This window comes from Streptomyces sp. NPDC057854 (assembly GCF_042797055.1).
GTDB lineage: Bacteria > Actinomycetota > Actinomycetes > Streptomycetales > Streptomycetaceae > Streptomyces.
On the sequence record NZ_JBHVMF010000007.1, the window covers coordinates 264,778 to 285,756 of the forward strand.

The 20,979-nt window shown below is 74.3% G+C and carries 22 protein-coding genes and 2 pseudogenes; 14 read left to right on the forward strand and 10 right to left on the reverse strand.

What is annotated here, in order from left to right:
• Positions 1 to 5 precede the first annotated feature (5 nt).
• Positions 6 to 305, reverse strand: a pseudogene (locus ACFVQZ_RS13380) (zinc-binding dehydrogenase); the annotation flags it as partial.
• Positions 306 to 409: 104 nt separating this feature from the next.
• On the opposite strand from ACFVQZ_RS13380, the gene ACFVQZ_RS13385 reads away from it, so the two are divergent.
• Entirely contained in the window at positions 410 to 1,081 is a 672-nt protein-coding gene (locus tag ACFVQZ_RS13385; protein WP_383621715.1) for an ArsR/SmtB family transcription factor, read from the forward strand.
• Positions 1,078 to 2,394 (forward strand): MFS transporter, encoded by a 1,317-nt coding sequence (locus tag ACFVQZ_RS13390; protein ID WP_383621718.1) that lies wholly within the window; start codon positions 1,078 to 1,080, stop codon positions 2,392 to 2,394. Before ACFVQZ_RS13385 ends, ACFVQZ_RS13390 begins: the two co-directional genes overlap by 4 nt.
• A 95-nt stretch (positions 2,395 to 2,489) precedes the next feature.
• Here ACFVQZ_RS13390 and ACFVQZ_RS13395 read toward each other — a convergent pair whose 3' ends face one another.
• Positions 2,490 to 3,689, reverse strand: a complete 1,200-nt coding sequence (locus tag ACFVQZ_RS13395) for a S8 family peptidase (protein WP_383621721.1) — start codon at positions 3,687 to 3,689, stop codon at positions 2,490 to 2,492.
• 162 nt (positions 3,690 to 3,851) lie between these two features.
• Between ACFVQZ_RS13395 and ACFVQZ_RS13400 the strand changes: the two genes are divergently transcribed.
• On the forward strand, positions 3,852 to 4,139 hold the full coding sequence (locus ACFVQZ_RS13400; RefSeq protein WP_030493462.1) for a hypothetical protein: 288 nt from the start codon (positions 3,852 to 3,854) through the stop codon (positions 4,137 to 4,139).
• 99 nt (positions 4,140 to 4,238) lie between these two features.
• On the opposite strand, the gene ACFVQZ_RS13405 is transcribed toward ACFVQZ_RS13400, so the two are convergent.
• The gene (locus ACFVQZ_RS13405) at positions 4,239 to 4,799 is read right to left on the reverse strand and encodes a TetR/AcrR family transcriptional regulator (RefSeq protein WP_383621725.1); all 561 of its coding nucleotides are present in this window, start codon (positions 4,797 to 4,799) and stop codon (positions 4,239 to 4,241) included.
• Between the two features lie 73 nt (positions 4,800 to 4,872).
• On the opposite strand from ACFVQZ_RS13405, the gene ACFVQZ_RS13410 reads away from it, so the two are divergent.
• From ACFVQZ_RS13410 to ACFVQZ_RS13420, 3 genes and pseudogenes are all read left to right on the forward strand, one after another.
• Positions 4,873 to 6,069, forward strand: coding sequence for an FAD-dependent monooxygenase (locus ACFVQZ_RS13410; protein ID WP_383621728.1), 1,197 nt, complete (start codon positions 4,873 to 4,875; stop codon positions 6,067 to 6,069).
• A gap of 314 nt (positions 6,070 to 6,383) precedes the next feature.
• Positions 6,384 to 6,512: pseudogene (locus ACFVQZ_RS13415) on the forward strand (response regulator transcription factor); the annotation flags it as partial.
• 210 nt (positions 6,513 to 6,722) lie between these two features.
• Complete coding sequence (locus ACFVQZ_RS13420) at positions 6,723 to 7,958, forward strand: serine hydrolase domain-containing protein (protein ID WP_030493465.1); 1,236 nt, start codon at positions 6,723 to 6,725, stop codon at positions 7,956 to 7,958.
• A 170-nt stretch (positions 7,959 to 8,128) separates the two neighbouring features.
• On the opposite strand, the gene rpmF is transcribed toward ACFVQZ_RS13420, so the two are convergent.
• The 3 genes from rpmF to rpmB form a co-directional block, all read right to left on the reverse strand.
• Positions 8,129 to 8,293: a 50S ribosomal protein L32 gene (gene rpmF, locus ACFVQZ_RS13425; RefSeq protein ID WP_030493466.1), complete on the reverse strand. Its 165-nt coding sequence runs from the start codon at positions 8,291 to 8,293 to the stop codon at positions 8,129 to 8,131.
• A 144-nt stretch (positions 8,294 to 8,437) separates the two neighbouring features.
• Positions 8,438 to 8,743 carry a 30S ribosomal protein S14 gene (gene rpsN, locus ACFVQZ_RS13430; RefSeq protein ID WP_030493467.1) on the reverse strand — a complete coding sequence of 102 codons (306 nt, stop codon included), beginning with the start codon at positions 8,741 to 8,743 and terminating at the stop codon, positions 8,438 to 8,440.
• Entirely contained in the window at positions 8,743 to 8,979 is a 237-nt protein-coding gene (gene rpmB / locus ACFVQZ_RS13435; protein ID WP_030493468.1) for a 50S ribosomal protein L28, read from the reverse strand. The genes rpsN and rpmB overlap by 1 nt, the downstream gene beginning before the upstream one ends.
• 68 nt (positions 8,980 to 9,047) lie before the next feature.
• Here rpmB and rpmG point away from each other — a divergent pair, with 68 nt between their 5' ends.
• From rpmG to rpsR, 4 genes are read left to right on the forward strand one after another with little or no spacing between them, the layout of a single operon-like run.
• A complete protein-coding gene (gene rpmG, locus ACFVQZ_RS13440) occupies positions 9,048 to 9,212 on the forward strand; it encodes a 50S ribosomal protein L33 (protein ID WP_030493469.1) in 165 nt (54 codons plus the stop codon).
• Positions 9,213 to 9,255: 43 nt separating this feature from the next.
• Positions 9,256 to 9,501 carry a type B 50S ribosomal protein L31 gene (locus ACFVQZ_RS13445; protein WP_030493470.1) on the forward strand — a complete coding sequence of 82 codons (246 nt, stop codon included), beginning with the start codon at positions 9,256 to 9,258 and terminating at the stop codon, positions 9,499 to 9,501.
• Positions 9,501 to 10,658 carry a GTP-binding protein gene (locus ACFVQZ_RS13450; RefSeq protein WP_030493471.1) on the forward strand — a complete coding sequence of 386 codons (1,158 nt, stop codon included), beginning with the start codon at positions 9,501 to 9,503 and terminating at the stop codon, positions 10,656 to 10,658. Before ACFVQZ_RS13445 ends, ACFVQZ_RS13450 begins: the two co-directional genes overlap by 1 nt.
• 47 nt (positions 10,659 to 10,705) lie before the next feature.
• Positions 10,706 to 10,942: a 30S ribosomal protein S18 gene (gene rpsR, locus ACFVQZ_RS13455; RefSeq protein ID WP_383621735.1), complete on the forward strand. Its 237-nt coding sequence runs from the start codon at positions 10,706 to 10,708 to the stop codon at positions 10,940 to 10,942.
• 60 nt (positions 10,943 to 11,002) lie between these two features.
• On the opposite strand, the gene ACFVQZ_RS13460 is transcribed toward rpsR, so the two are convergent.
• Positions 11,003 to 11,446, reverse strand: coding sequence for a VOC family protein (locus ACFVQZ_RS13460; protein WP_383621738.1), 444 nt, complete (start codon positions 11,444 to 11,446; stop codon positions 11,003 to 11,005).
• An 84-nt stretch (positions 11,447 to 11,530) separates the two neighbouring features.
• Between ACFVQZ_RS13460 and ACFVQZ_RS13465 the strand changes: the two genes are divergently transcribed.
• On the forward strand, positions 11,531 to 12,337 hold the full coding sequence (locus ACFVQZ_RS13465; protein WP_383621741.1) for a DeoR/GlpR family DNA-binding transcription regulator: 807 nt from the start codon (positions 11,531 to 11,533) through the stop codon (positions 12,335 to 12,337).
• 11 nt (positions 12,338 to 12,348) lie between these two features.
• On the opposite strand, the gene ACFVQZ_RS13470 is transcribed toward ACFVQZ_RS13465, so the two are convergent.
• Both ACFVQZ_RS13470 and ACFVQZ_RS13475 read right to left on the reverse strand, forming a co-directional pair.
• Complete coding sequence (locus tag ACFVQZ_RS13470) at positions 12,349 to 13,401, reverse strand: NEW3 domain-containing protein (protein ID WP_383621744.1); 1,053 nt, start codon at positions 13,399 to 13,401, stop codon at positions 12,349 to 12,351.
• 34 nt (positions 13,402 to 13,435) lie between these two features.
• The gene (locus ACFVQZ_RS13475; RefSeq protein ID WP_030493476.1) at positions 13,436 to 14,881 is read right to left on the reverse strand and encodes a Gfo/Idh/MocA family protein; all 1,446 of its coding nucleotides are present in this window, start codon (positions 14,879 to 14,881) and stop codon (positions 13,436 to 13,438) included.
• A 246-nt stretch (positions 14,882 to 15,127) separates the two neighbouring features.
• Here ACFVQZ_RS13475 and ACFVQZ_RS13480 point away from each other — a divergent pair, with 246 nt between their 5' ends.
• From ACFVQZ_RS13480 to ACFVQZ_RS13490, 3 genes are all read left to right on the forward strand, one after another.
• The gene (locus ACFVQZ_RS13480; RefSeq protein WP_383621747.1) at positions 15,128 to 15,640 is read left to right on the forward strand and encodes a hypothetical protein; all 513 of its coding nucleotides are present in this window, start codon (positions 15,128 to 15,130) and stop codon (positions 15,638 to 15,640) included.
• Positions 15,641 to 15,715: 75 nt separating this feature from the next.
• Positions 15,716 to 19,261, forward strand: a complete 3,546-nt coding sequence (locus tag ACFVQZ_RS13485) for a hypothetical protein (RefSeq protein WP_383621750.1) — start codon at positions 15,716 to 15,718, stop codon at positions 19,259 to 19,261.
• Positions 19,262 to 19,355: 94 nt separating this feature from the next.
• Complete coding sequence (locus tag ACFVQZ_RS13490; protein ID WP_383621753.1) at positions 19,356 to 20,171, forward strand: SDR family oxidoreductase; 816 nt, start codon at positions 19,356 to 19,358, stop codon at positions 20,169 to 20,171.
• A 15-nt stretch (positions 20,172 to 20,186) separates the two neighbouring features.
• Here ACFVQZ_RS13490 and ACFVQZ_RS13495 read toward each other — a convergent pair whose 3' ends face one another.
• Positions 20,187 to 20,960: an AraC family transcriptional regulator gene (locus ACFVQZ_RS13495; RefSeq protein WP_383621756.1), complete on the reverse strand. Its 774-nt coding sequence runs from the start codon at positions 20,958 to 20,960 to the stop codon at positions 20,187 to 20,189.
• Positions 20,961 to 20,979: the final 19 nt, after the last annotated feature.

The window sequence follows — 20,979 nt, forward strand, 5'->3', positions numbered from 1 at the left end:
TGTGCCGTCGTCGCCTCCGCGAGCGGGAAGACGGCGTCGACGTGGGCGCGGAGGGCGCCCGAGGCGACCGGCTCGGCGACGGCGTTCATGCCGGAGTGGTCCGCTGCCACGAGCAGGGTCTCGACGCGCCCCCCGCGCGGCGGCCTTCGCGGCCTCGTCCGGATCCGTCCCCGGCAGGAGCGACACGAGCACGCCGCCCGGCCGCAGGACGTCGAGGAAAGGAGCCGGGTGTCGCCGGACAGGGGGTCGAGCACCATGCCGACGTCCTGGACGACGTCGCGGAAGTCGGTCGTAAGCCGCTTCACATGGAGATCCCCCCGCAGCGAAGTCCTTCGCGGAGAGTTCTTCGCAAAGACTTCTTCGCGAAGAACTCTTTGCGAAGAAGTCTCCGCGAACTACCGTGTCTCGTATGGCAGATGAAGCAGAAGCACCCCACGGCGACGCGCCGACCGCCCTCGTCCGGAGCGTGCCCGCCGCCCCAGACGCTGTCGTCCTGGACGCGAAGGGGCTGCGCGCCCTGGCTCACCCCGTACGCGTGCAGTTGGTCGGTGAGCTGCGCAAGTACGGGCCCTCGACGGCGACGCGCCTGGCGGAGCGGCTGGGGGTGAACTCCGGTACGGCCAGTTACCATCTGCGGCAGCTCGGCGCGGCCGGGTTCGTCGAGGAGGACGCCGAGCGCGGCAACGCGCGGGAGCGCTGGTGGCGTTCGGTGCACCGGACGACGTGGTTCGACGACCCGGAACTCGCGGACCGCGAGCCCGAGGCCGCGCTGGCGTACCAGCAGTCCGTCGCCGCGATCTATGCCCTGCGCACCCAGCAGGCCCTGAACAGCCTCCAGACCATGCCGCGCGCGTGGCGTTGCACCCTCGACCTCAGCGACTGGGCCCTGCGGCTCACGCCCGAGGAAACCGTCCGGCTGTACCGGGAGGTGGCGGAGGTCATCGGACGCTACCGGCGAGACGTACCGGAGTCGGCGGCCGACGCCCCCGAAGGCGCCGAACGAGTCGCCGTGATCACTCAGTTCCTGCCCGAACTGGACGTTCCCGCCCCGCAGGAGCCGCGAGGAGGCCCGACGCCATGACCGACGACACGCCGGAGAGGGAGGGAAGCTCCGAGGGTGACACGTCGGGCCCGCGCTCCTTACGCCCGCTGGCCGGAGTGCTCGCCGCCATGGCGGTCTCGCTGACCGGCACCCGGATATCCGTCGTCGCCCTGCCGTGGTTCGTCCTTGTCACGACCGGCAGCGCCACCCGCACCGGCCTGGTCGCCTTCTGCGAGATGGCCCCGTACGTGATCGTGAAGGCGTTCACCGGGCCGCTGGTCGACCGCGTCGGTCCACGGGCCGTCTCCTGGACCACGGATCTCGCCAGCGCGACCGCCGCCGCGGCGGTACCTCTGCTCCATGCTCTGGACCTGCTGACCTTTCCCCTTCTTCTGGTCCTGGTCGCGCTCATCGGCGCGGCGCGCGGGCCGGGGGACCTGGCCAAGGAGGTCATGGTCCCGGAGGCGGCCGAGCGCGGCAGGGTTCCGCTGGAGCGGGCCACCGGGCTCTCCGGAGTGGTCGAGCGCCTTGCTTCGACTGGCGGCCTGGCGGCCGGCGGGCTCCTGGTCACGCTGCTCGGGCCCGTGACCGGTCTCGCCGTCAACGCGGCCTGCTTCGCCGCCGGGTCGGTGCTCATCGCGTACGCGCTGCCGCGTGACGCCGGGCGTGCGGCGGACGGAGCAGGCTCCCCCACCGTCGAGCCGGAAGGCTACTGGCAACGGTTCGGCGAGGGCCTGGCCTTCCTGCGCGGCGACCGGCTGCTGCTCACGGTCGTCGTCATGTGCGGCCTCACCAATCTGCTGGACGCCGCGCTGGCTTCGGTCCTCGTTCCCGTCTGGGCCAAGGAGTCCGGTCACGGGCCCGCCGCGATCGGTCTGGCGGGCAGCGTCATGGGGGCCACGGCGGTGGGCGGGAGCCTCATCGCCGCGCTGGTCGCGCACCGGCTGCGGCGGCGGATGGTCGTGCTCGGCGGATTCCTGCTCGTGGGGGCGCCCCGCTTCCTGATCCTCGCCGCCGACGCCCCGCTGGGCGCCGTCCTGGCCGTCTTCGCGGTCGGCGGATTCGGCGCCGGCTTCGTCAACCCCGTCCTCGGAGCCGTCCTCGTCGAGCGCGTGCCGCGCAGGATGCTCGGCCGGGTCAACGCACTCGGCGACGCGCTGTCCTGGGCGGGCATCCCGCTCGGAGGTCTCCTCGCCGGCGCGGCGGTCGCCTCCGCCGGACTCCTCCCGGTCCTGCTGGCCTGCGGAGCCGCGTACTTCCTCACCACGAACCTGGCCGGACTGCGCCCGGAATGGCGCGAGATGGACCGGACACGCGGCCGAGGCGCCGCACAGTCACACGCGGCGACCTGAGGGCAGGGCGTCCGGTTGGACAGGTTGTGACGGGAAGGCGCGAGGGCCCGGGGCGGTGGTGCCCCGGGCCCACGTGGGTGGTGTGCGGCAGCTGGCTACAGGCCGCCGGTGTAGAGCAGCTTGTTGGGGGAGCCGGGGCTGACGTTCGTCAGCAGGTCCTTCGACGACTGCTCGTCGAGCCACGCGGCGACCTCGGCCGGCGTCGCCGTCGGGTGCGCGGCCTTGTACAGCGCGGCGACACCGGCGACGTGCGGCGCCGCCATCGACGTACCGTTCAGCGCGACCGAACCGCCGCCCATCCGCGCCGACACGATGTCCTGGCCGGGCGCGTAGATCTCCACGCAGTGGCCGTAGTTGGAGAAGGACGTCTCCTCGTCCCACGCGTTCGACGCGGCGACCGTCACGGTGCCCTCCGCCGAGGCGGGCGAGACCGTGCAGGCGTCCTTCGCGCTGTTGCCGGCCGCGATGACGGGCAGCACGCCCACCGCGCGGAGCGCCGTCGCCGCGTTGTTCAGGGCCGTGGACCGGTCGCCGCCCAGGGAGCCGTTCAGGACGGCGGGCTGCTTGGCGTTCCGCGCGACCCAGTCGAACCCGGCGATCATCCCCGAGTACGAACCGCGCCCGTCGCAGCCGAGCACACGGACGCTCACCAGGTTGGCCTTCCGGGCGACGCCGTACGTGCTGCCTCCGACGGTGCCGGCCACGTGCGTGCCGTGCCCGTTGCAGTCCTGCCCGGCACGCCCGTCGCCCATGGCGTCGAAGCCGAACGTGGCCCGGCCGCCGAACTCGTCGTGGGCGTAGTCGATGCCGGTGTCGAGGATGTACGCGGTGACGCCGGCGCCGCTGCCCTCGGTGGTGAAGTCGTTGTCGAGCGGCAGGCTCCACTGGTCGATGCGGTCCAGGCCCCAGGAGTTGGCCGGGCTGCGGTCGTCGGCCGGGACGGCGGGCTGCGGCGGCGCGAGCGTCACCGCGTCCTGCTCGACGGAGGTCACGCCGGGCGTCTTGCGGACGATGTCCAGCTGCGCGGTCGTGAGGGGTACGGCGAACCCGTTGAGGGCCTTCTCGTAGACGAACGTCGGCTTCAGCTTCAGGCGCTCGGCCGCCTTGGCGGCGTCGACGGTCCGGTCCAGCGTCACGATGTACTTGCCGGGCACCGCGTTGGCGGCGGTGACGAGCGGCGCGAGACCGGGCTCCGGGACGGCCGCGGCGGAGCCGTACGCCGTCGCGCTCGGAGCGGAGAGGGCCAGCGCGGACAGGGCGGCACTCGCGAGAGCGAGTCTGGTACGTGTGTTCACGGAGGTGAGGGCATCATGCAGAAACGATCACCTTCTAGGACATCCGCTGACTATTCGGGTGGATGAACGAAACATCACCGCAATGCCGCTATGGCTGCGGTGGTGGGGGCCGCCGTCCCGTCGGCCGTTCCGCCGGTCGGGCGCGCGTGAGAAGATCCCCGCATGAGTGGCGACCTGGAAGTGAGTGCCCTGGCGATCAACGTCACGATCCCCGAGGAACTGCGCTGGACGGACACCCGGCGAGGTGAGGCGTTCACCCTCACCACCCTCAACGTCCGGCTGCTGCCGGACGGACACCTCGCCGTGAAGGCGTACGGCCGGCCCGTGGCCGGAGGCCGGGGCGCGTACGTCTCGTTCCCCGTCCCCGACAAGCCCGAGCTGGCGACCCTCGTCTCCGAGGCGGCGGGCCGCGCCGGCACCCTCTGGGCCGCCCACCGCGGCCTCGGCTGACCGGACCGGCATCCCGCCCGCGCACCCCATCCGCCCGCGCACCCCCATCCACCCGCGCGCCACCGCGCCCCGCACCCGCCCGCGAGCCCCCGCACCCGATCACGGGCGTAGGGCCGCGGCGACCAGCCCCTCCAGCGCCTCGCGCGGTACGTCGCCGCCGCTCACGAGCCGGTCGAACACCAGGCCGTCGACGCAGGTCAGCAGCGTGTGCGTACGGTTGTCCAGATCCGGGACGCCCCGGCCGGCGAGGAACAGGCGGACGGCCTCGCGGCCCGCGTTCTCGCGCGGGACCAGCAGCTCGCGCAGCTCCGGGTCGCGCACGCTCTCGACGGCGCAGGCGTATCGCGCCAGCGAGCGGCGGCGCCCCTCCCCGGTGAGGCGGCGGCGCGCGAGCAGCGCCAGACCGTCCACCACCTCCCCGACGGTACGGAGCACCGGCAATTCCCCCGCCACGGCGCCGAGTTCCGCCTGGTCGCGCTCGACGAGCCGGGTGACGAGGCCGGTGAGCAGCGCGGCCCGGGTGCGGTAGTACGCCGACGTGGTGCCGGCCGGCAGCGCGGCGCGCCGGTCGACGGCCCGGTGGGTCAGGCCGCGGATGCCTTCGTCGGCGAGGACGTCGAGAGCCGCGTCCGCGAGGAGAGTGCGTCGGTCGGAAGCCATACCCCTCTTTCTACACCTGTAGAGGTTCGGTTAGCCTCGTTCTTCTACAGATGTAGAAAGGCGAGGGTTCGGCATGGGCAACACAGCAGTGGTCGTCGGCGGCGGCATCGGCGGACTGGCCGCGGCCATCGGACTGCGCCGCGTCGGCTGGGAGGTGACCGTCGTCGAGCGCGCACCCGTGCTCGACGACGCCGGCGCGGGCATCTCGCTGGCCGCCAACGGTCTGCGCGCCCTGGACGCCCTGGGCGTCGGCACGGCGATACGCGAGGCGTCGCGGGGCCAGTACAGCGGCGGCACCCGCACCCCGAGCGGCCGGTGGCTGACCCACATGGACGGCGCGGCGCTGGAGCGGGCGGTCGGCACCCCGATCATGGGCATCCCCCGCTCCACCCTGCACCGGCTGCTGCGCGACGCCCTGCCCGCCGACGCGCTCCTGATCGGCGCGGAGGTGGAGTCGGTCACGGGCTGGGAGGAACCCGGCCCCGACACGCGTAACCCCACCACCGCACCCGGACCCCTGCGCGTCCGGTGCGCCGGCGGCCGGGTCCTTGACGCCGACCTCGTCGTCGCCGCCGACGGCATCGGCAGCGCACTCCGCCGCCTCCTCTTCCCCGCCCACCCCGGCCCGGTCTACAGCGGCTCGACCGTGCTCCGCGCCCTCACCGAGAAGCCGGTCGACCCGCGCACCGACTTCGAGCTGACCTGGGGCCGCGGTGCCGAGTTCGGGCACATCGCGTTCACCGACGGACGGGCCGAGTGGCACGCCGTCCTGAACCTCCCCGCCGGCGTACGGTTCCCCGACCCGCTGGCCGAACTGCGCCGGCGCTTCCACGGCTGGCACGACCCGATCCCCGCGCTGCTCGACGCGACCCGTCCCGAAGCCGTCCTCCACCACGACGTCAACGAACTCCGCACCCCCCTCCCGTCGTACGCCGTCGGCCGCGTCGCCCTGCTCGGCGACGCCGCTCACGCGATGACCCCGCACCTCGGGCAGGGCGCCTGCCAGGCGCTGGAGGACGCGGTCGCCCTGGCCGCCGCCCTCGCCGCCGCGCCCACCGTCGAGTCGGCGCTGGCCCGCTACGACGCCGAACGCCGCCCGCGCAGCCAGGCGGTCGCGCGCGCCGCCCGGCAGGCCGGCCGGATGGGCCAGCAACTCGCCCACCCCGTGGCCGTCGCCCTCCGCAACACGGCGATGCGGCTCACACCGTCCCGCACCGCGACCCGCATGATCCTCCGCCACCACACCTGGGTCCCGCCCCGACTCGCCTGACGCACGGCGCCCCGCTCCGGCGGCCGAACGGGCGGCGCACGACCGCGTCCGGATCCGGACGCGAGTAATGCGACGGCTCCGGACCGGATGACGCGCGGTATACGACCCGGCCCCGGATCCGGACGGGCGCGCGCAATGCGCCCCGCTCCGGATCCGACGGGAGTCGCACGCGAGGCCCGGCCGTACGACCAGGGGTCGACCCGCAGAGGTGGCCCCAGCTCCGACGACACCGCCCGCCCGCCGGAACCATCGTGGCCGCATGACCCCGACGACGACCACAACCGCCCCTCCCACCCAGCCCCAGGCGTCCACCGCACCTCAGCAACGGCACCGTCAAGACCCACATCGGCCGCCTGCTCAGCAAACTTGGCGCACGCGACCGCGCCCAACTGGTCATTCACGCCTACGAATCGGGTCTCGTCGGCACCACGGACGCCCCGTGAGCGGCAGGGCAGGGCCGGCCACGTGACCGGACAGCCCCCGCGTGGTCACCCGATCAGCCGCACAGCGCCGACGGGCGGTGCCTTCTGCCGGGGGGTTCGACACCGCCGGGTGGCGCAGGGCGGCTCGCCCGGACCGGCGGTGGGCGGGCGGTACGCCGAAGCTGGACGGGTCGGCGCGTTCGGTCGCCGGTCCGTCCAGGAGGTCCCCGCATGCCCCGATCCGCCCCGGCCCCGCGCCCGTACCGCCGCCCGCGCCGCGCCGCCGTCACCGCGCTGCTCGTCGCCGCCGTCCTGACCGCCCCCGCCCTCCCGTACGCCACCGCGGGCGAACGGCCCGCCCCGCGCGCCGGCGCGGCCGGCGGCGGTCAGGACGAGGAGCTGCGGCGCGCCCTCGCGGACCTCGTCGCCGCCCCCGGCGGACCGCCCGGCGCGATCGCCGTGCTCACCCGGGACGGCGTCCGGGAGGTCTACCGGGCCGGCACCGCCGAGGTCGGCACGGCGAGGCCGCCCCGCCCGCACGACCACATGCGGATCGCGAGCGCCGCCAAGGCGTTCAGCGGGGCTGTCGCCCTCGGTCTCGTGGACCGCGGAGCGCTCCGCCTGGACACCACACTCGGACAGCGGCTGCCGCATCTTCCTTCCAGCTGGCATTCCGTGACACTTCGTCAGCTGCTCCAGCACACCAGCGGCCTCCCCGACTTCAGCAAGAGCGAGCGCTTCCAGGCGATCGTCCGCGCCGACCCCCGCCACCGCTTCGACTCCCGGCGCCTGCTGGAGTTCGTCGCCGACCAGGGACTCGCGTTCCCGCCCGGCAGCCGGTACGCCTACTCGAACTCCGACAACATCGCCGTCGCCCTCATGGCCGAAGAGGCCACCGGGCAGCGGTACGAGGACCTTCTGAAGGAGCTCGTGTACCGCCCGCTCGGCCTGCGCGACACCAGCCTCCCGTCCGGCTTCCGGATGCCCCGGCCGTACCTCCACGGCTACGACACCGCTCCCGGCGAGGCACCCGAGGACGTCAGCGAGGCGGTCAGCGCCTCCGGCGCCTGGGCCTCCGGGGGGATCGTCTCCACCCCCGCCGACCTGGGCACCTTCTTCGGCGGCTACGCGGGGCCCGCCCTGCTGTCCCCGGTGACCCGGCACGCGCAGACCCGCTTCGTCCCCGGCGACTCCCAGCCGGCCGGCCCGGGCGTGAACGCGGCGGGCCTGGGCCTCTTCCGCTACGCCACCCGCTGCGGCACCGTCCTCGGCCACACCGGGAACACCCCCGGCTACACCCAGTTCGCCGCCGCCACCCCGGACGGCCGGCGCACCGTGACGGTCTCCGTCACCAGCCAGGTCCCGCTCGACCCCGCGCTGCTCCGCCGCCTGCGCGCCGCCGAGGAGCGCTTCGTCTGCGCGCTCCTGGAGGAGGCACCCGGCGGCTACGGCGACGACGCGGCCTGAGCGGCAACGCAACCGCCCGCCCGGACATACGGGCCGGGCCGGACGGTGCCGTGGCTGCGACCACCGTCCGGCCCGGAGTTCATGGGGCGAGGCGAAAGAGGGGGAGAGGGAGAAGGCGGAGGGGGGAGGGGGAGGGGGAAGGGGTGGCGAGGGCGGGTCCGCCTGTGACCCTACGGGCGGACCAGACCGCGCTCGTACGCCTTCACCAGCCGCTGCGGCACCTGGTGGACGACCCCGTCGACGGTGACCGCGACCAGCTGCGGCGTGCTCGCCTTCCACTGGGCGCGGCGGTGACGGGTGTTGCTGCGGGACATCTTCCGCTTGGGGACGGCCATGGTGGGGCTCTTCTCTGTCCGGGGATCGACCAGGCGACCCTACATGAAAACGAATGTCATTAACAAAGCGCAGGCGGCAAGGCCGGCGGACGGGCCGCGGCGCACGGCATGCGCACGCGGCTCGTCCATCCGTTCAGCCATCCGTCACCAGGAGGACTTGGTCACCCCCGGCAGGAACCCGGCATGCGCCTGCTCCCGCGTGCGGACCCGCGAGAGCCCGAACTGCCGCAGGTAGCCGCGCGGTCGGCCGTCGACGCTGTCGCGGTTGCGTACGCGGGTGGCGCTGGCGTCGCGCGGCTGCCGGCGCAGCTCCGCCAGGGCGGCCTCGCGGTCGGCCGGCGGGGTGGACGGGCGGCGGATGATCTCCTTCAGCTCCGCCCGCCGCGCGGCGTACCGCTCGACGACCCGCTTGCGGCGCTCGTTCCGCGCGATCTTGCTCTTCTTCGCCATCAGACCTTCCCTCCCCGCGCGCGGATCCGGGCCACGGCGGCCTCGATGCCGATCGCGTCCACCGTCTTGATCGCCCGGGCGCTCAGCGTCAGGCGCACGTGGCGCCCCTCGCTGGGCAGCCAGTAGCGCTTGCGCTGGATGTTGGGGTCGAAGCGGCGCGAGGTGCGCCGGTGCGAGTGGGAGATGGTGTTGCCGAATCCCGGCTTGGCGCCGGTCAGTTGGCAGTGTGCGGACATGGGTGGGGCGTCCCTTCTCACAGTCCAGTGGTGCTGGAAATGGAAATCATTGTCATATACTAGCGGCCATGGCACGCAACGAGATCCGCCCCGTCATCAAGCTCCGCTCCACCGCCGGCACCGGCTTCACCTACGTGACGCGCAAGAACCGCCGCAACGACCCCGACCGGATGGTGCTCCGCAAGTACGACCCCGTCGCCCGGCGCCACGTGGACTTCCGCGAAGAGCGCTGACCCCACACCCCCTTCACCCGACCCGCCCCCGAAAGGCCCTGCCATGAAGCCCGGAATCCACCCCGCCTACGAGCCCGTCGTCTTCCGCGACTCCGCCTCCGGCACCGCGTTCCTCACCCGCTCCACCATGACCAGCGACAAGACCATCGAATGGGAGGACGGCAACACCTACCCCGTCGTCGACGTGGAGATCTCCTCCGCGAGCCACCCCTTCTACACGGGCACGGCCCGGGTGCTCGACACCGCCGGCCGCGTCGAGAAGTTCCAGCGCCGCTACGGAGCCCGCTGATGGGACACCCGTACGCCCCCCAGCTCCCGGTCGTGATCGTCGCCGGCCTGCACGCCGACGCGCGGACCGAGGTCGTCGACCGGCTCCTGCGGGCCGTCCCCGGCAGCGTGGCGCTCCACCACGACCTGGCGGCGGCGCCCGACGGCAGCGTCGCCCGCACCGTCCGCGACGCCGACGGCACCGTCTCCCGCGGAGACACCCCTCTCGTCAACGACTGCGCCTGCTGCGCCCTCCGCGAGGACCTCGTCCCCGAACTCCTGCGGCTCGCCGACGGCGGCCTCACCCGCCTCGCCGTCGTCGAACTCTGGGACTCCGTCGAGCCGAAGGCCATGGCCGAGGTCATCGCCGGACACGCCGGCGACCGGCTCGCCCTGACCAACGTCATCACCGCCGTCGACCCCGCGCTCGTCCTGCCCTGCCTCGCCAACGGCGACGACCTCGCCGAAGCCGGCCTCGCCGCGGCGGCCACCGACCAGCGGACCGTCGGCGACACCTGGGCCCGGCAGCTGGAGTACGCCCCCGTCCTCGCCGTCATCGACAACGACGCCGCCGACGACGAGGACCACGCCCTCCTCGCCCAGCTGCACCCCACGGCCCTCCGCGTACCGGCGGCCTCGCCCGAACTCGCCCGGATCGCCCTCGCCGGCTTCGACGTGGAAGCGGCCGCCGCCGCCCAGCACCCCGCCTGCGCCCTCCTGCCCCAGGAGGCCGACGAGGCCGGGGTCGCCACCCTCGTCTGGCACCGCAGGCGCCCCTTCCACCCCGAGCGCCTCTACCAGGCGCTGGAGGACCTGTGCTGCGCCGCCGCCCGGAGCCGCGGCCGGTTCTGGCTCGCCGACCGCCCCGACACCCTGCTCGCCTGGGACGCGGCCGGCGGCGCGCTCAGCGTCGAGAACGCCGGCCCCTGGCTGGCGTCCCTGCCCGACGCCGCCTGGGAACTGGTCCCGCCCGTACGGCGGGCGGCGGCGGCCCTGGACTGGCACCCCGAGCACGGCGACTGCTGCCAGCACCTCGTCTTCACGTCACCCGGCCTCGACCGCGACGGCCTGGAACGCCTGCTGGACTCCTGCCTCCTCACGGACGCCGAGTACGCCTCGGGCCGCGAGGCGTGGAAGAACCTCCCCGCCGCCTTCGACACCCTCCTCGACGCGGCCTGACCCACCCCCCTGTACGACCCCCGACCTCCCCAAGGAGAGACGCCCCCATGGCCCGACGCCAGGACCCCCGCAAGCCCGTCAAGAGCCGCCCGAACCCCCTCGACGCCGCCGGGATCACGTACATCGACTACAAGGACACCGACCTGCTGCGGAAGTTCATCTCCGACCGCGGCAAGATCCGCAGCCGCCGCGTCACCCGCGTGACCGCCCAGCAGCAGCGCGCCCTCGCCACCGCCATCAAGAACGCCCGCGAGATGGCGCTCCTGCCGTACACCGGCCGCTGACATCGCCGGCGCCCCGCCCGGGCGGACCTCACGGACGCGCCGGGAGGTCCGCCCGGCCGTCTACCGCCCCCAGGTGCGGGAGCAGAGGACCAGGCGGTAGCCGTCCGGGTCCTCGACGGTCACGCCGTACTCGTCCCAGTACGGGTTCCGCGACACGACCCGGGTGCCGCCGGCGGCCACCAGCCGCTCGACCAGGGCCTCGTCCGGCGGCTCGCCCAGGTAGACGACGAACAGGTCCTCGACCGTGGGCGCCGGGTCCAGGGGATCCGCCGGGTCGCGGGTGAGCTCGAAGTGCCAGCCGCCGCCCTCCGGGCCGACCATGAGCAGGTCGTGCTTGCCCGGCTCGCTCGCGGTGGACCGCCAGAGCAACGCCAGCCCCAGCCCGCCGACGTAGAAGCGCTCGGCGGCGGCGAGGTCCCGCGAAGGGCGGGCGACCCGGACGTGGGTGGTGGGCGTGATCGCGTGGACGCCGTCGGTGGCGGCGTTCGGCTGCGTGTCGGTCATGGGACGACCTTACGATCACGGGCCCGGGCCGGGAGTAGGGTGGGCCGACACGGTGCGGGTCGGAGGGCGAAGGAGTTCCGGGGCATGTCCAAGCGGGAGAGGTGGAACACGCTCCTCGAACTGCTCGCGGCCGCGGGCAGGCTGGAGGTCGAGGAGACCGCCGCGGCGCTGGACGTCTCGGCCGCGACGATCCGGCGCGACCTCGACGAGCTCGCGGAGCAGCGGATGCTGGTCCGGACCCGCGGCGGCGCCGTCGCGCACGGCGTCTCGTACGAGCTGCCCCTGCGCTACAAGTCGTCCCGCCACGCCTCCGAGAAGCAGCGGATCGCCGCCGCGGCCGTCGAACTCGTCGGCGAGGGCGAGGTCGTGGGCCTCAACGGCGGGACCACCACGACCGAGGTGGCCCGCGCGCTCGCCCTGCGGGCCGGCGGAGGCCGGCACGAGACGCCGGACGCGGCGGACGTCACGGCCCCCGTCTTCACCGTCGTGACCAACGCCCTCAACATCGCCGGCGAACTCGCCGTGCGTCCCCAGGTGAAGCTCGTCGTCACCGGCGGCGTGGCCCGCCCCCAGACGTACGAACTGGTCGGCCCGCTGACCGCCGGAGTGCTCAACGAGGTCGTCCTCGACGTCGCCGTCCTGGGCGTCGACGCCCTCGACCCGCGGCTCGGCCTGATGACACGCCAGGAGGACGAGGCGAGCATCAGCAGGCTGTTCGCGGAGCGCGCCCAGCGGGTCGTCGTGGCCGCGGACTCGTCGAAGCTGGGCCGGCGGGCCTTCGCCCGCATCTGCGGACTCGACGCCGTGGACGTCGTCGTCACCGACGCCGACGCCCCGGCGGACGCGGTCGCCCGCCTGGAGGACGCCGGCATCAAGGTCCTGAAGGTCTGACGGCCTCAGGGTCAGGGGGCGATCGCCATGTCGAAGACGTGGACGTTCCCGTTGGCCGGCAGCACCACGAACTCCACCTGCTTCGCGGGGTCGAGCGGCACCGAGTGGGCGAAGACGCGGTACGCGATCCCCGCGTTGCCGTACCCGCTCGGCCGGTTGCGGCCGTCGCTCGACGCGACGAGGGTCGCGCCGTGGGCGTTCGCGGGGTCGAAGGACCAGTTCGGGAACCCGATCACGCCGGTCCCGCTCGTCCCGTCCGCGTAGTACACGGTCACCGTGCCGGACGCCCCGCTCGTGACGCCCGAGCCGAGCAGGACCAGCCGGCTGCCCTTACCGGACAGCGCGACGGCCTGGCCCGCGGCGGAGACGTTGTTCCTGGTGCCGCTCGGGACGTCCGGCCAGCGGAGCGTGGCGCCGAGGGCCGTGACGGGCTCCCCGGGGCGCAGGCCGGCGTCGGCGAGCTTCTGCGCGGAGAAGCTGTTGCCCTCGCCGTCGTAGTCGCCCGGCCGGGTGTCGCTCTCGTCGGTCACGCCCACGTTGTTGTAGGCGGCGGCCAGGTTCGGCAGGGGAGTACCGCTGCGCTGGGTGCGCGTCGCGGTGGCGGACCCGGCGCCGTCGCCGCCCCGGTACGTGGCCGTCGCGGTGAACGTGCGCACGGTGAACCCGGCGCGCGGCTCCGGCACCTGGATCCGGAACGAGGCCACGGCGGAGGCACCGGGGGCGAGCGCCCCGTCCACCTCGACAGCCGACGGCTGCACCGCCCAGCCGACGGGCCCGCCGAAGGTCACCTTCAGCCCGCGCATCCGCTCCGGCCCGGCGTTCGTGACGGTCACCTTCACCGTCGAGATGGCCGGCCCGTTCAGGTCGACGGGGGAGATGGCCACCTCGGTCCCGGCGGTGACGGGCCGGCTCGGGGACGGAGCCGAGGCGGCCACGCTGGTGGCGACAGGGGTGGTGACCGGGGTGGTGGCGGTGGCCGGCGAGGCCGGGGCGAAAGCGAGGGCACCCGCCACGGCCAGCGCCCCGAGCGTTCTCAGCGATCCGGACAGTCCTGCTGGTCTCACGTGCTGCTCCTTCGGGGGAGGGGAGGAGGCCGCGTCAGGCGACGGGGGGCATCTCGGTGACGCGCGAGTCGAGGCCCGTACGGAGGTTGACCCAGGCGCCGCGCGTGAAGTCGGGGATCTCCACCGGACGTCCCTTCGCCGCCAGGGACATGACACTCAGGGGGACGGGGGCGCACCAGGCGGCGGAGTCGTACACGTCGATGTCGGGCACCAGACCGGCCCGCATGAGCTGCACGGTCCGCCACTGCAGCACGTAGTCCATGCCGCCGTGGCCGCCGTTGTTGGCGGCGTCGTCACCGATCTTCTTCCACAGCCAGTGGTCGAACTCCTTGCGGTACGAGCCGAAGTCGCGCCACGCGTGCCCGCTGTGGTCGGGCTCCACGTAGATCCGTCCGCCGCCGGCCGACACCACGCCCGCGTAGTCCTCGAAGATCCCGCGCGTGCCGGCGAGGCTGTTGATCCGGCTGTACGGGCGCGGCGAGCTCACGTCGTGCTCGGCGCGGATGATCCGGCCCTTCGCCGTCTCGATCAGACAGGTGACCAGGTCGCCGTTGACGTACGTCTCCCGCCACGACGGGTGGTTCGCGGGGACGAACCGCGCCCGGTAGTCGGCCAGGCCTCTCGGTTCCGTCGCGGTGGCGGTCAGCGTGGTCATCCGGTCGCCGCGGTTGATGTCCATGGCCGCCGCGATCGGCGCCAGGCCGTGCATGGCGTAGAAGGACGCGGTGCTGCGGGTGTGCCACAGGCGGCGCCACGCGTCGGTGTAGTACGTGTCGGAGAACAGCAGTGCGCGCAGGTCGTGCAGGTAGCCGCCGTGCCCGTTGGTGAGGTCGCCGAACAGGCCTTCGTGCGCCATCTTCAGCATGGCGAGCTCGTTCCGGCCGTAGCTGCAGTTCTCCGAGAGCATGAGGTGCCGGCGGGTGCGCTCGGAGGTGTCGACGAGGTCCCACAGCTCGTCCAGCTCGGTGGCGATGGGCAGTTCGACGATCACGTGCTTGCCGGCGAGCAGCGCGGCCTTGCCCTGCTCGTAGTGGAACTCCCAGGGGGTCGCGATGTAGACGAGGTCGATGTCGTCGCGTTCCAGCATCCGCGCGTAGGCGTCGGCGGAGCCGCCGTACTCGGCCGGGCGGGGCTTGCCGGCGGCGGCGAGCCGGTCGGCGGTCCGCGTGGCCCGGTCGGCCCGGACGTCGCAGACGGCGGTGACGACGCAGCCGGGGACGACGGACCAGCCCGTGGTCATCCCCGAGCCGCGGTTGCCGAGTCCGATCACCCCGACCCGGACCGTCCGGTGCACGGGATACGGCACGTCGATCATGGACTTCTGTCCCGGCCGCCGCGGCGGCACGGGAGCCGCCGCGGGCGCGGCGGTCGCCGCTGCTGCGGCGGCGGAAGAGGCCCCGGCCCCGGTGGCGAGCGCCCCGGTGGTCGCCAGAGCACCCCCCAGGAGCAGGCGGCGTGAGACGGCGCGGAAATCGGACATGTTCGTCATCGCTCCTCGGTCCGTACGGGCGGCGGGTGCGGCAACGACTCTGACGGGGCGGTCGCAGGCATGTCAATAGATGCTCAGAACCCTGCCGTTCGAAGCATTCGCGAGCAACAACGGCGCGGAATCACGCATGTACGAGGCGGCCGAGGGCACTGATGAGGGAACCGTTCCGCGCCGACGCACGCGAACCCGCGTCAAAACGGCGTGCACCGAGACACGAGGAGGCCGCACACTCCCCGCATGGCCTCCACACCCCCGGTCCGCTTCCGCGATCCGCGCAGCAGGGACATCGACTTCCTCCGCTCGATCATGGTCCGCTGCCCGGCCTGCGCGCGCTGCGCCCGCGTCGTCCCGGCGCCCGTCGCGGACGCCGGCCCCGGCGGCGGCAGGACGCCGTTCCTGCCGCGCCGCCATGTGTGCCGGGGCTGCGGACTGTCGCGCGAGGGGAGCGGGCAGGTCGTCAGGCGGTACGGCCGCACGGACGCGCCGATGACCGACCCGTACGTCGGTGCGGCCCTGTGGCTCCAGACGGAGACGCGGCACGGCCGCCTGTGGGCGTACGACCTCGCACACCTCGACCTGCTCCACCGGTTCGTCCGGGCATCGTTGCGCGAGCGGGCGCCCTGGTACGACACGGGCCAGAAGATGACATTGATCGCGCGCCTCCCCGCCTGGATCAAACACGCGAAGAACCGCGACGAGATCCTGCGCGCCCTCGCCCGCATGCGGCGGTCGCTCGTCGACGCGGGGTGACACCGCACACCCCAGACCGTTTCCGACCCGCCGCCGTCTCATGCCCTCCTGATCCGCCCCACTAGCATGACGGCCATGACGACGGCGCAGGTGGGAGAGGCGGAACGACTGCTGCGGGCGTGGACCGCGCCAGGCCGGCCCGCGCGGGACGCCGGCACCCCGAGCGGCACCGACGCCGCCCTGCGAGCCGTGGAACAGGTGCGCCCCGCCCGCTCGGTGGCCGCCAAGGTCACGGAGGCGGGAGGAGCGGACGAGAAGGCGTCAGCGGTTCTACGGGAATTGACAGAGCGTCACCTCGCCGGCGCCCCCACCCGCTGGAGCACCCTGCACGACGCGCTGACGGGACACCGGGGCACCCTCCCCGACCTGCTGGCCACCCACCTGCCGCCACTGCCACAGCCGCAGCTGCAGAGACAGTCGCAGTCCCCGTCGGCCCATCGCCCGGCGCACCCGCCCGCACCCCCCGTCACCTCCCGCACGCCACGTCCCCCCGCGCCCCGCAGCGTCCACCTCACCCTCGGCCTCCTCCTGGCCCACACCGCACCGCAGCACGCCGCCGCCGCGCTCGCGGCACTGCCCGAGCGGGTCACGACGGAACTCCTGGCCGGCGGGGCCCTCCCGGCACCCGCCCTCGTCACCGCCGTGCTCGACCACGGCGACACCCGCACCCGGGCCGCCCTCGCCCGCCACCCCCGCCTCGACGCCCGCGTCCTCGCCCGGCTGGCCGAGGCCGGCGACCCCGAGGTCACCGCCGCCGTCTACCGCAACCCGCGCACCACCCCGTCGCTGCGCCGCGCCATCGCGCACCGGATCGACACCGCACCGCTCGACGCGGCCCTCCGCGCCGAGCTGACGGCGCCGCGCGGCGACATCCCCCGCACCTGGCTCACCCCCCTGCTCGGCTCGGGCGACCCGCAGCTCGTCGCGACGGCCCTGCGCGGAGGCGTCGTCCGCCGGGTCGCCCAGGAGTACGCCCTGCTGAAGGTCTGGGAGCGGAACGGCCCGGAGGCCGTACGCGCCCTGCTCGCCACCCCCGCCGCTACCACCGGGCTGAGCCAGGCCACCGTCGACACCGTCACCGAAGCCCTCGCGGCTCCGGACGGCGAGGGCCCCCGCCTCCTGCGCGAGCGGGGCGAGCCGTACGAGGACCCGGCCCGGCTGCCCGCGCTCCTCGCCACCGCCCGCGGCACCAGCACCCTGCGCGACCTGCTGTCCGAGCCGTACGTCCACGACCTCGACGCCCTCGCCGCCGCTCACGCCGAGACCCCCTTCATGCCCCGGGCGTGCGAGGAACTGGCCCGCCACGAAGCCGCGACGGACGCGCAGCGCCACGCGTTCCGGCTCAGCGTGCTCAACGAGCCGTGGCGCGCCGGAGGCCGCCGCGCCGGCAACACCACCCCGCCCGCGCGCCGCCTCGCGGAGGAGGAACTCGACGGGAGCGCCGCCGACTGGGCGGAGGGCATGGCGTCGGCCGGGCTCCTCGACCCCGTCGACCTGATCACCACCGCCCGCCCCGCCGCCCACGCCCTGGCCGCACTCGCCCGCCTCGCCGACCGCGACCTGCTCACCCCCGAGACGATCACCGACCTGACCGCCCGCACCACGACACACCTGAGGGACCAGGCCGCCGCCTGGGCGGTCCTCGACACCCTGCTTCCCGAACACTCCGGCACCCTGGCCGAGTTGATCGCTGAGGCGGGCACGCGGGCAACCGCAGGCGAGGCGCCGCCGCCCACTGAGCGTCCCACCCCGCCGACACGACCGACCGAGCAGCCCTCGCCCGCGCTGCCCGTCACACCGCCTCCACCCGTTCCCGCGCCCCGCCGCCCCCTCCACCGCCGCGACCAGGCCGACGCCGTCGCCGCGCTCGACCTCCTGTACTCCCTCGCGCCGCCGGACGCGCCCCGCCCGGACGACCCCGGCCTGCTGCGTACCCTCCGCGCCTACGCGCCCGCGCCCGCCCCCACCCTCGCCGAGCTGCGCACCCGGCCACCCGAAACCCACGGATCCGGCGCCGGCCACACTGAACGCGCCTACGTCGAGGGCGTGTTGCCCGCAGAGGAACTGCTCGCCCTGCTCCCGGCCCGCCGTCTGCTCCTGCTGCCGCACGACTGGCGCCGGCTCGCGTTCGCCACCGCGTGGCGGAACGCGCTCGCCCGCACCCTCCACGCCACGCTCGGCACCGATCCCGATGCCTGGCTCAGCCTCGCCGCGACCGTGACCGCCTCCGAAGCCGCCTCGGAAGGACTGACCTGGGCGCAGCTGCTGGAGCGGTGCACCGGCTCCGACACGGCCCCGCCACCACCCGTCGACGCGGCCACCGGCAGGCCCCGGCCGTCCACCCCCGACGAGGCCCTCCGACTGCTGGAGCGCGGCGACCACCTGTGGGCCTGGCCGGAGGGCACCCTGCTGTGCCTCGCCGACCCGGACGTCGTCGCCGCCGTCCTGCCGCGCCTCGGCCCGGACGGCCCCTGGCTGCTCGCCGCGTACCTCCTCCGTTACGACGACACCCCGCGTACCGCCCTCGACCGGCTGCTCGCGGACCGCGACCCCGACGCGCTGCGCGTCCTCGCCGCCCAGTCCCGGTGGATGAGGCGGAGCGGCGGGGTCGAGCGCCTGGTCGACCTGGACGATCCCGAGGTCGACCTCACCCTCCTGCGGCAGGGAACCCGCCGCCCCGTCACCCACCGCATCGTGACCCGTTCGCGGCCCGCCGAGGGTGCTCCGTCCCTGGGCGCCCGCGTGCTCGCCGCGTGGCGCGCCGACGGTTCCGCGCGCCCGCCCGGCGGCCTCATGTGGCTGTGCTCGGCCGAACCCGACCTCGTCGAGGAACTGCTCGCACGGGAGGGCGCGAAGCTCGTCCTCGGGCACCAACTCCGCGGCTGCCTCAGCCTGTACGAGCACGGCGGACCGGACCGCCTGGCGCGGCTCGTGGCCCGGGACGCGCTCGGCCGCACCGCCACGACCGTCTGCGCCAAGGCCCTGGCCTCCGCCGATCCCGCCGCCGTCCTGCGCGCCCGCCTCGACCGCGAACTGGCGCCCGGGAAACTGGTCCGGAAGCTGCGGCGCGCCCGCACCGCCGCCCACACCCGCGACCTCCTCACGTCGCTCCCGCCCGGCGAGCCCGTCGACTGGACCGCCCTCGAAGCCGCCCACGCCGAGGAACCGCTCCCGCACTGGCAGGACATCGTCCGCCTGGACGGCGCCCCCGACGACGTACGCCTGCGCCACGCGGCCCTGCTGCCCGAGCCCGGCCCCGACGGCCTGCCCGGCGGCGTACGGGTCACCCGCGAGCGGGCACGGCACGGCCTCGGCGACCACTTCCCCTGCGCCCCCACCACCCAGCTGGACGGCCTGCTCACGGCCGGCCTCCTCGCCGCCCACGACCTCCTCCACCTCGCGGCCCCGGCCGCCCGGCTGCTCGCCTACCTCGGCGCCGCGGCCCGCCGCACCGACGCCCCGCCCCAGACCGCCGAGGCCCGCACCGCCCTCGCGGAACTCGTCCGCACCGGCCCTGGCACCGACCCCACGGCCTGGCGCCGCATCGCCGACCGTCTCACCGGCCTCGACCCGGAGTGGAACCCCGTCTCGACGGTGAAGGACCTGCTCACCGTTCCCTGAAGCGCCACACACCAGGAGCAACCACACGCCACGACCAACCACCCTCCCCGGATAACGAGTTGCCCGGCGAGGCCCCGACTCCGACGATGACGCCGTGACCCACTCACACTCACACGGACAGCAGCCCCACCCCGCCCCCTCCAGCAGCCCCGACGCCGCCCGCCCGGTCGCCCTGGTGACCGGCGTCGGCCGCACCGTCGGCATCGGCGCGAGCGTGGCGCTGCGCCTGGCCCGGTCCGGCTGGGACATCGCCTTCACGTACTGGACGCCGTACGACGCCCGGATGCCCTGGGGCGCCGAGGCCGACGCGCCGGACGCCATCGCCCGGGCCCTCGCGGAGCACGGCGCCGAGACGGCGGCGGTGGAGGCGGACCTCGCGGACCCGGACGCGCCCGAGCACGTCTTCGACGAGGTCGAGCAGCGGCTCGGCGGCGTCACCGCCCTGGTGATGTGCCACTGCGAGTCGGTCGACTCCGGCCTCCTCGACACGACCCTGGAGAGCTTCGACCGCCACTTCGCCGTGAACGCGCGCGCCACCTGGCTGCTGATCCGCGCCTACGGCCGCCGCTTCGCCGGTACGCCGGGCACGGGAAGGATCATCAGCCTCACCAGCGACCACACGGCCGGCAACCTCCCCTACGGGGCCAGCAAGGGCGCCATGGACCGCATCACCCTCGCCGCCGCCCACGAACTCGCCCACCTCGGCGTCACGGCCAACGCCGTCAACCCCGGCCCCGTCGACACCGGTTGGATGACCGAAGACCTCCGGGAACACATCCGCGCCCACACCCCGCTGAGCCGCCTCGGCACCCCGCAGGACACGGCGCACCTCGTGGACTTCCTGTGCTCGCCGGAAGGCCAGTGGATCAACGGCCAACTCCTCAAGAGCAACGGCGGCCTGGCCGGCTGACGACCCTCCGACCGCTCAACCGGCACAGCCCGAAGCCGCCTTCGGCATCCGGACCGCCCGCGCCCCAGGCGTGTACCCGAAGGCGCGACGGAAGACGCCGATGAAGGTGCTGGCGGAGGACCAGCCGCACCGGTGGGCCACGGCGGTCACGGGCAGACCGTCGGCCAGCAGCACGAGCGCGTGGTGCAGCCTGATCTGGGTGCGCCACTGCGGATACGTGAGCCCGAGCTCGGCGCGCAGATGGCGCGACAGGGTGCGGGGACTGGCGCCGATCTGCCGCCCGAGTTCGTCGAGCGACCGGTTGTCCGCCGGGTCCGCGCACAGGACGGCGTGGAGCTCCCGGAGCAGCGGACCGGCGGGCGTCGGCAGGTGCAGCGGCTGCTCGGGGGAGACCGTGAGCTGGTCGAGCAGGACGGCGCGCAGCCGCCGACGGGGCGGACCGTCGTCCTCGGGGGTGCGCGTGTAGGCGACGATGAGTTCCCGCAGGAGCGGGCTGACGGCGAGGACGGCCGGCCCGTCGAGACCGAGCGGATTCACCTCGGCGGGCAGCCCGACGAGGTGCAGGTCGAGTGCGCCGTGCGCCTGGTGCCGGTGGACGGTGCCCGCCGGGATCCAGATCGCGCGCGTCGCCGGCGCGACCCACGAACCGGCGTCGGTCGTCACCGCGAGGGCGCCCTGCCCGGCGTAGGCGATCTGGTGGTCGTCGTGCCGGTGCGCGTCGATCGTGCCGCCGGACGCGAGACGCTGCGTCCGGGTCGGCGCGACAGGAGTGTGGCGGACTTTCTGCATCACCTGGCAATCTACCGAA

Bases quoted from the DNA above. Each gene is read 5' to 3' on its own strand.
- ACFVQZ_RS13460 (WP_383621738.1), bottom strand. From the start codon at position 11,446: ATGACCGACACGCAGCCGAACGCCGCCACCGACGGCGTCCACGCGATC.
- ACFVQZ_RS13485 (WP_383621750.1), top strand. From the start codon at position 15,716: ATGACGACGGCGCAGGTGGGAGAGGCGGAACGACTGCTGCGGGCGTGG.
- ACFVQZ_RS13465 (WP_383621741.1), top strand. From the start codon at position 11,531: ATGTCCAAGCGGGAGAGGTGGAACACGCTCCTCGAACTGCTCGCGGCC.
- ACFVQZ_RS13405 (WP_383621725.1), bottom strand. From the start codon at position 4,799: ATGGCTTCCGACCGACGCACTCTCCTCGCGGACGCGGCTCTCGACGTC.
- ACFVQZ_RS13480 (WP_383621747.1), top strand. From the start codon at position 15,128: ATGGCCTCCACACCCCCGGTCCGCTTCCGCGATCCGCGCAGCAGGGAC.
- rpmF (WP_030493466.1), bottom strand. From the start codon at position 8,293: ATGGCCGTCCCCAAGCGGAAGATGTCCCGCAGCAACACCCGTCACCGC.
- ACFVQZ_RS13450 (WP_030493471.1), top strand. From the start codon at position 9,501: ATGGGACACCCGTACGCCCCCCAGCTCCCGGTCGTGATCGTCGCCGGC.
- ACFVQZ_RS13400 (WP_030493462.1), top strand. From the start codon at position 3,852: ATGAGTGGCGACCTGGAAGTGAGTGCCCTGGCGATCAACGTCACGATC.
- ACFVQZ_RS13445 (WP_030493470.1), top strand. From the start codon at position 9,256: ATGAAGCCCGGAATCCACCCCGCCTACGAGCCCGTCGTCTTCCGCGAC.
- rpsN (WP_030493467.1), bottom strand. From the start codon at position 8,743: ATGGCGAAGAAGAGCAAGATCGCGCGGAACGAGCGCCGCAAGCGGGTC.
- ACFVQZ_RS13390 (WP_383621718.1), top strand. From the start codon at position 1,078: ATGACCGACGACACGCCGGAGAGGGAGGGAAGCTCCGAGGGTGACACG.
- ACFVQZ_RS13420 (WP_030493465.1), top strand. From the start codon at position 6,723: ATGCCCCGATCCGCCCCGGCCCCGCGCCCGTACCGCCGCCCGCGCCGC.
- ACFVQZ_RS13385 (WP_383621715.1), top strand. From the start codon at position 410: ATGGCAGATGAAGCAGAAGCACCCCACGGCGACGCGCCGACCGCCCTC.
- ACFVQZ_RS13410 (WP_383621728.1), top strand. From the start codon at position 4,873: ATGGGCAACACAGCAGTGGTCGTCGGCGGCGGCATCGGCGGACTGGCC.
- ACFVQZ_RS13475 (WP_030493476.1), bottom strand. From the start codon at position 14,881: ATGTCCGATTTCCGCGCCGTCTCACGCCGCCTGCTCCTGGGGGGTGCT.
- rpsR (WP_383621735.1), top strand. From the start codon at position 10,706: ATGGCCCGACGCCAGGACCCCCGCAAGCCCGTCAAGAGCCGCCCGAAC.
- rpmB (WP_030493468.1), bottom strand. From the start codon at position 8,979: ATGTCCGCACACTGCCAACTGACCGGCGCCAAGCCGGGATTCGGCAAC.
- rpmG (WP_030493469.1), top strand. From the start codon at position 9,048: ATGGCACGCAACGAGATCCGCCCCGTCATCAAGCTCCGCTCCACCGCC.
- ACFVQZ_RS13495 (WP_383621756.1), bottom strand. From the start codon at position 20,960: ATGCAGAAAGTCCGCCACACTCCTGTCGCGCCGACCCGGACGCAGCGT.